We start from the raw sequence: 6,699 nt of genomic DNA on the forward strand, positions 1-6,699 counted from the left end.
CCGTACGGGCCCTGCGGGGGCTGGGGCGGCGGCATGGTCATGACGCCAAAGTTACGCCATATGGGAACACCCTTTCGTGCGCCGGAGCTTGGCGGCCCCCGCGTCAGCTCAGCGGTTCGCGCCGTCGCAGCCACTCGTCCGGCACCCCGTCGACGCCGGTGACCGCGCCGACGACCCCGCCGGTGATGGCGCACGTGGTGTCGACGTCCCCGAGCCCCTCGGCGGTGGCCCAGAGAGCCGCCTCCAGGTCCTCGGGGTGCCGGGCCGCGGTCCACAGGGCGAACGGCACGGTGTCGTCGGAGCGGATGCGCTGCCCGTTGCCGAGGAGGTCGGCGGCCTTCCAGGGTTCGGTGGCGAACGGCACGTCCACGGCCCGCAGGAGACCGTCCCGCACCGTCCCCGCGGGGGTCCGCCCGGCGACCCGGGACAGCGTGAACTCGCCCCGTACCGCCAGCGCCGCCGCCACCGCGACCGCCACCGCACCCGCGATCCCCTCCGGGTGGGCGTGGGTGATCTCGGCCTGCAGTGCGGCCTGTCCGGCCACGTGGCCGAGGTCCCGGTGGAACCGCGCGCCGAGCGGGGCGACCCGCATCGCGGCGCCGTTGCCGAGGCTTCCGCCCTCGAACAGCTCGGGTGCCAGCGTCCGCCAGTCGGCCGGGGAAGCCAGCAGCTGGGGCAGCAGCAGGTGCATACCGTGGCCGTAGCCGCGGGCCTGGTCGGCGTCGAAGGCGAGCGCGAAGTACAGCGCGAGCCGGTCCTGCTCGACGTGCCCGTGGTCGTCGAGCACCCGATGGAGCGCGCGGGCCAGCGCGGTGTCGTCGGTCCAGTGCCAGACGGGCTCGTGCGGGGTGCGGCGCGCCCTGATCTCGTCGAACGCCTTCCGGGGTTCCCGGAAGAGCGGGAACCACCGTTCCCCGAACGCGTCGCCGAGCGCGAGGCCTTCGAGACTGCGGCGGGCGGCGGCCAGGTCGGGGGCGACATCGGTGGAGTCCATGGAGGCATCGTCCCGCCGCCGGCCCGCGACCGTACACCGGATTTCGGCCGTGTTCGGTTCCGGTGGGGCGCCATGTGACGCTGGTGCCATGAACGATCGACGTGACCTTGCCGTCGTACGGCCTCCGGCAGGCTCCCTCGCCACCGTGCACGGGCTGTCGGCGCTGCTGGCCGACTACCACCTGCAGACGGAGACGGAGAAGGGCCGGCCCGTCGCGGACGCGGCCGCGCTGCCCGCCGCGTACCGCGCGGAGGTGGAGGATCCGGACGGCGCGTTCGCCGGCGCCGCCGTGCTCGTCGCGCGCGACGGGGACACCGCGGCGGGCTGTGTCGTGGTCACCGCGCCCGTGGACGGCCGGGCGGAGATCAAGCGGCTGTGGACGGCGCCGGGCTTCCGAGGCCGGGGCGTCGCCTCCGCGCTGCTCGATGCCGCGCTCGCGCACGCCGCGCGGAGCGGGGTCCGCACCGTGCGGCTGTCGGTGTGGCGGTGGCGCACGGGAGCGGTCTCCCTCTACGAGCGGCTCGGCTTCTCGGTCACCGCGTCGTGGGACGAGCGCGAGGAACTGGTCTGCATGGAGCGGACCGTGGAGGAGCCCAACCCCTGTACAGAGCGGGGCCGTTCGTAGATCGTGACTGCCGTGACAGAAACGAACGGCACGACGGACTGGCCCGGCGGCATCAGCGCTCTCACCCTGTTCACCGAGGACCTGGAGGAGACCAAGCGGTTCTACGGGGAGGTCTTCGGACTGCCGGTCACCTACGAGGACGACGACTCGGCCGTGTTCACCTTCGGCAACACGCTCATCAATCTGCTGCGGACCACCGCCGCGCACGGACTGATCGAACCGGCGGACGTCGCCGGCCCGGCCGCCGGTGCCCGGATGCAGCTCACACTGACCGTGGACGACGTGGACGCCCTGTGCAAGGTGCTGGCCGACCGCGGTGTGACGCTGCTGAACGGGCCGATGGACCGGCCCTGGGGTATCCGGACCGCCAGCTTCCGCGACCCGGGCGGGCACATCTGGGAGATCGCCCGGTGACCGCGGCCGGAGCCGGCCAGGAGGACGGGATCATTACCCCCGGCCCCGAGATCCGCGCCCTCCTGTCGTCCCTGAACGGCCGGCGCCGCCATGTCCTCGGCATCCTCGAAGGACTCGACGCCGAGGCGCTCCGGCTGCCGGTGCTGCCGTCCGGGTGGAACTGCCTGGGGCTCGTCCAGCATCTGGCGCTCGATGTCGAACGGTTCTGGTTCCGTGCCGTGTTCACCGGCGACCCGGCCGTGATCGCCGCGCTGGACGACATCGACGACGCCTGGCAGGTGGACCCCGGGGCCGACGCCGCCGAGGTCCTCGGCCGGTACCGCGAGGAGACGGCGCTCGCGGACGCCGTCATCACCTCGGCCATGGCCGGCGCACCCCTGGCCTGGTGGCCCCACGACCGGTTCGGCGCACCGCATCTCCACACGCTGCGGGACGTCCTGCTGCACGTCATCGCCGAGACCGCGTGCCACGCCGGCCATCTCGACGCGGCACGCGAACTCCTCGACGGACGGCAGTGGCTGGTGCTGACGTAGGGCCGGCAGGGGCCCGGCGCGGCCCTGCTGGGTGCGTTTTCTGAAGCTCCCCTGGGGCGTTTCCCGAAAGTTCCGCCTGCCCGGCGCGGCCCTACCGGCTCTCCCCGCCTTCTGCGATGGCCTCCGCGACCTCCGCCACCCGCGCCTGCTCCTCGACCTCGAAGCGCTCCCGGTCCAGCTGCTCGGCGATCTCCTCGTCCTGGGCCATCAGCAGGTCCAGGTTCGAGTCGCCGAGGTCGAAGACGCCCATGTCGACGTACGCCTTCTGGAGGCGCTCGCCCCACAGGCCGATGTCCTTGACGCACGGGACGATGCGGCTGAACAGCAGCTTGCGGAAGAGCTGGAGGAACTCCGAGTGCTCGGAGAGGTCCTTCGCCTCCTGCTTGCCGATGCCGAAGTTCTCCAGCACCTCCACACCGCTGAGCCGGTCGCGCATCAGGTAGCAGCCCTCGATGACGAACTCCTCGCGTTCGCGCAGTTCGGCATCGCTCAGCTGCTTGTAGTAGTCGCGCAGCGCCATCCGGCCGAAGGCGACATGGCGGGCCTCGTCCTGCATGACGTACGCGAGGATCTGCTTGGGCAGCGGCTGGGTCGTGGTGTCGCGGATCATGCCGAACGCGGCCAGGGCCAGGCCCTCGATGAGGACCTGCATGCCGAGGTAGGGCATGTCCCAGCGCGAGTCGCGCAGGGTGTCGCCGAGCAGCCCCTGGAGGTTGTCGTTGATCGGGTACAGCATCCCGACCTTCTCGTGCAGGAACCGGCCGTAGATCTCCGCGTGCCGGGCCTCGTCCATGGTCTGGGTCGCGGAGTAGAACTTCGCGTCCAGGTCGGGGACGGACTCCACGATCCGGGCCGCGCAGACCATGGCGCCCTGCTCGCCGTGGAGGAACTGGCTGAACTGCCAGGAGGTGTAGTGCCGGCGCAGTTCACCCCGGTCCTTCTCGGTCATCTTCGCCCAGTGCGGGGTGCCGTACAGGGTGAGGGCGTCGTCGGGGGTGCCGAGAGGGTCGGTGGGGTCGACCTCGATGCTCCAGTCGATGCGCTTGTTGCCGTCCCACTGCTTGTCCTTGCCCTTCTGGTACAGGGCGAGAAGGCGCTCGCGGCCGTCGTCGTAGTCCCAGCTGAACCGGGCGGCACCCGAGGCGGGCACCGTCCACAGCGGCTGCTCGGGGGCGGTGGTGTAGAGGTCGTGTGTCGACACGGACGGCTCCTTCGCCTCTCAGGGCCTGGTTAAGTCACCTGACGTGTGGCTCAGTTGGCAGGTTCACACGTTGGTAGACGCCGGGTCAACAAGTCGTGCGCAAGGGATTGACGGCCTTGCTGACAAGCAGTCTCATAATGGGTGACCGCCGGTAACCCATGGGAGAGGCCCGTCCAGCCATGACGACCGTGACCGAACGCGATGTGCAGATACTCCGCGACGCACTCGGCCCGCTCCGTGACCGCGAGCAGATCGCCGAACGGCTCCTGGAGGCCTCGGCCAAGCACTCCTTCGACCCGGACAAGGAGCTCGACTGGGACTCGCCGGCCGAGGACGGCAAGTGGTTCTGGCCGCCGGAGCTGATCTCCCTCTACGACACCCCGATGTGGAAGCGGATGTCGCAGGAGCAGCGGCAGGAACTGGCCAGGCACGAGGCCGCCTCGCTCGCCTCGCTCGGCATCTGGTTCGAGATCATCCTGATGCAGCTGCTGGTCCGGCACATCTACGACAAGCCGGTGGTCAGCAACCACGTCCGCTACGCGCTCACCGAGATCGCCGACGAGTGCCGGCACTCGATGATGTTCGGCCGGATGATCACCTGGGGCGGATCGCCCTGCTACCCCGTGCCGCGCCGCTACCACAATCTGGCCCGCGTCCTGAAGACCGTCTCCACGACGCCGGGTTCGTTCGCGGCGACGCTGCTCGGCGAGGAGATCCTCGACTGGATGCAGCGCCTGACCTTCCCCGACGAGCGCGTCCAGACGCTGGTGCGCGGGGTGACCCGCATCCATGTGGTCGAGGAGGCCCGGCACGTCCGGTACGCCCGCGAGGAGCTGCGGCGCCAGATGGTGACCGCCCCGCGCTGGGAGCGCGAACTCACCAGGGTGAGCTGTGGGGAGGCGGCCCGCGTCTTCTCCGTCTGCTTCGTCAACCCGCAGGTGTACGAGAACGTCGGTCTGGACCGGCAGGAGGCCGTGGCGCAGGTGAAGGCCAGCGGCCACCGGGCCGAGGTCATGCAGTCCGGCGCCAAACGGCTGACGGACTTCTTCGACGACATCGGGGTTCTGGGCGGCGTGGGGCGCAGGCTGTGGAAGAACTCCGGCCTGCTCGCCTGACGGCACCGGCCGTCAGGACCCCAGGCACTGTCGTCGAGCTCCCGCCTGCCCCGCGGCGCCATGCACGCACTCCCGCCGCACCGGACACAAGCCCGAGTACGTCCAGTACGAGGGCTTGCGCCCGGCACACCGAGAACACGCACCCGACCCCGCAGGGCCGCTCGTCGGGCAACGGCGCGAGTTCGACGACAGGACCTGAGGGCTGTCCCGCAATTCCTGGTGGATCAGCGCACGGCGTCGGATGCCGCGCATCGCAAGGCGTCGGATGCTGTGCATCGCAAGGCGGAGAGGCGCCCGCATACTGGATGTATTCGGGTGTTTCGACAACCCGGCGTGGTGCCGTAGCTGTCGTCGTGCGCCCGCCAGGAATCGCGGGACAGCCCTTAGGCTGCTTGGTATGACCCCTGCCGCAGCCGCGCCGCCCAGCCGTGCGTACCGAAGGCTCAGCGTCGAGGAGCGCCGCACCCAGCTCCTCGGTGCGGCACTCACCCTCTTCGCCCACCGGGCCCCCGACGAGGTCTCGCTCGACGAGGTCGCGACGGTCGCCGGGGTGTCGCGCCCACTGGTCTACCGCTACTTCCCCGGCGGGCGGCAGCAGTTGTACGAGGCGGCTCTCAGGTCCGCCGCGGAGCAGCTGATCCTGTGCTTCGCCGAACCGGCCGTGGGCCCGCCCACGGAACGGGTGACCCGCGTGCTCGACCGCTACATCGCCTTCGTCGACGAGCACGACGCCGGCTTCAGCGCCCTGCTGCGCGGCGGCAGCGTCGCCGAGACGTCCCGTACGAGCACGATCGTCGACGAGGTACGGCGGGCGGCGGCCGAGCAGATCCTCCTGCACCTGGGCCGGGGCACGGGCAGCGAACCCGCGCCGCGGCTGCGGATGATGGTGCGCACCTGGATCGCCGCCGTCGAGGCGGCGTCGCTGATCTGGCTGGACGAGGGCAAGCAGCCGCCCGCGTCCGACCTGCGCGACTGGCTGGTCGACCAGTTCATCGGGCTCCTCGCCGTCACCGCGGCCACCGACGCGGAGACCGCGTCCGCGGTGGCCGAGCTGCTGCCGCTGGAGACCGCGGCGGGCCCGGCCGGGCGGCTGGCGGACCGGCTGGCACCGCTGATCGGCGCGGCGGCGCATCTGCTGCCGCCGGACTGATCGGTCAGACTGGGGCGGTGAGAAGCGAGAACGTCCCCTTCACCGGCGGCCCGCTGGACGGGCGGGTCCTGCCCGTCCTGGTCGGCGCGACCGGCCATCCGCCCAAGTGGTACGAGGTCCCGGTCCCGGCCGCCGACGGCGGACCGGCCACCGTCCACGCGTACCTGAGGGTCCCCGCCGGATACACCCGGCGGCTGCGGATCCAGCGTGGCTGGGTGTACGAGTACGCCCCGGCCGGCCGCGAACGCCACCGGCCCAAGTGGCCCTGGTCGAAGCCGGGGTAAGGCGTCCGGGCGAAATGGGGCGTTGCCGGTCGGTCTAAGATCGACGCTCTGGTCCGAGGGACGGTCACAAGGGGGTGCGCCATGGAGGCGCTGCGTCAGGACGATCCACGCCGCTTCGGCCCGTACACGGCGCTGACGCGGTTCCGTGAGACGGCCGCCGCGGTCCAGTACCTCGCGCACGGCACGGATCCGGACGGCCTCGTCGTCGTCACCGCGGCCCGGCCCGAGCTGGCCGCACTGCCCGCGTTCCGGCGGCGTTTCCAGGCGGAGGCGCGTACCGCCGACCGGCTGGCCGGCGGCTGGGTGGAAGCGCGTCCGGCCACGGCTGCCGACGGCTCCGAGGACGACGACCTGCTGTGGACGGCCTCGGCATACGTGCCGGC

8 protein-coding genes and 1 pseudogene are annotated in these 6,699 nt (G+C 71.4%); 7 read left to right on the plus strand and 2 right to left on the minus strand.

Annotated elements, in window-relative coordinates; all coding sequences use genetic code 11:
* Positions 1-103: 103 nt before the first annotated feature.
* Positions 104-994, minus strand: coding sequence for an ADP-ribosylglycohydrolase family protein (locus JGS39_RS34515; RefSeq protein WP_219573695.1), 891 nt, complete (start codon positions 992-994; stop codon positions 104-106).
* Between the two features lie 88 nt (positions 995-1,082).
* Here JGS39_RS34515 and JGS39_RS34520 point away from each other — a divergent pair, with 88 nt between their 5' ends.
* The 3 genes from JGS39_RS34520 to JGS39_RS34530 are packed head-to-tail and all read left to right on the plus strand — an operon-like array spanning position 1,083 to position 2,566.
* Positions 1,083-1,619 (plus strand): GNAT family N-acetyltransferase, encoded by a 537-nt coding sequence (locus tag JGS39_RS34520; protein ID WP_219573696.1) that lies wholly within the window; start codon positions 1,083-1,085, stop codon positions 1,617-1,619.
* Positions 1,620-1,631: 12 nt separating this feature from the next.
* The gene (locus JGS39_RS34525; protein WP_219573697.1) at positions 1,632-2,033 is read left to right on the plus strand and encodes a VOC family protein; all 402 of its coding nucleotides are present in this window, start codon (positions 1,632-1,634) and stop codon (positions 2,031-2,033) included.
* Positions 2,030-2,566, plus strand: a complete 537-nt coding sequence (locus JGS39_RS34530; protein WP_306071662.1) for a DinB family protein — start codon at positions 2,030-2,032, stop codon at positions 2,564-2,566. Before JGS39_RS34525 ends, JGS39_RS34530 begins: the two co-directional genes overlap by 4 nt.
* A 91-nt stretch (positions 2,567-2,657) precedes the next feature.
* Here the strand turns inward: JGS39_RS34530 and JGS39_RS34535 are convergent, their stop codons facing one another.
* Positions 2,658-3,767 carry a ferritin-like domain-containing protein gene (locus tag JGS39_RS34535; RefSeq protein ID WP_219573698.1) on the minus strand — a complete coding sequence of 370 codons (1,110 nt, stop codon included), beginning with the start codon at positions 3,765-3,767 and terminating at the stop codon, positions 2,658-2,660.
* A 179-nt stretch (positions 3,768-3,946) separates the two neighbouring features.
* Between JGS39_RS34535 and JGS39_RS34540 the strand changes: the two genes are divergently transcribed.
* The 4 genes and pseudogenes from JGS39_RS34540 to JGS39_RS34555 all read left to right on the plus strand — a co-directional run.
* Entirely contained in the window at positions 3,947-4,882 is a 936-nt protein-coding gene (locus tag JGS39_RS34540) for an AurF N-oxygenase family protein (RefSeq protein ID WP_219573699.1), read from the plus strand.
* Between the two features lie 397 nt (positions 4,883-5,279).
* Positions 5,280-6,032, plus strand: coding sequence for a TetR/AcrR family transcriptional regulator (locus JGS39_RS34545; protein WP_219573700.1), 753 nt, complete (start codon positions 5,280-5,282; stop codon positions 6,030-6,032).
* Between the two features lie 17 nt (positions 6,033-6,049).
* Complete coding sequence (locus JGS39_RS34550) at positions 6,050-6,316, plus strand: DUF8847 domain-containing protein (RefSeq protein ID WP_219573701.1); 267 nt, start codon at positions 6,050-6,052, stop codon at positions 6,314-6,316.
* 81 nt (positions 6,317-6,397) lie between these two features.
* Positions 6,398-6,699 (plus strand): annotated as a pseudogene (locus JGS39_RS34555) (outer membrane protein assembly factor BamB family protein); the annotation flags it as partial.

This window comes from Streptomyces poriferorum, assembly GCF_019399235.1.
Classification (GTDB): domain Bacteria; phylum Actinomycetota; class Actinomycetes; order Streptomycetales; family Streptomycetaceae; genus Streptomyces; species Streptomyces poriferorum.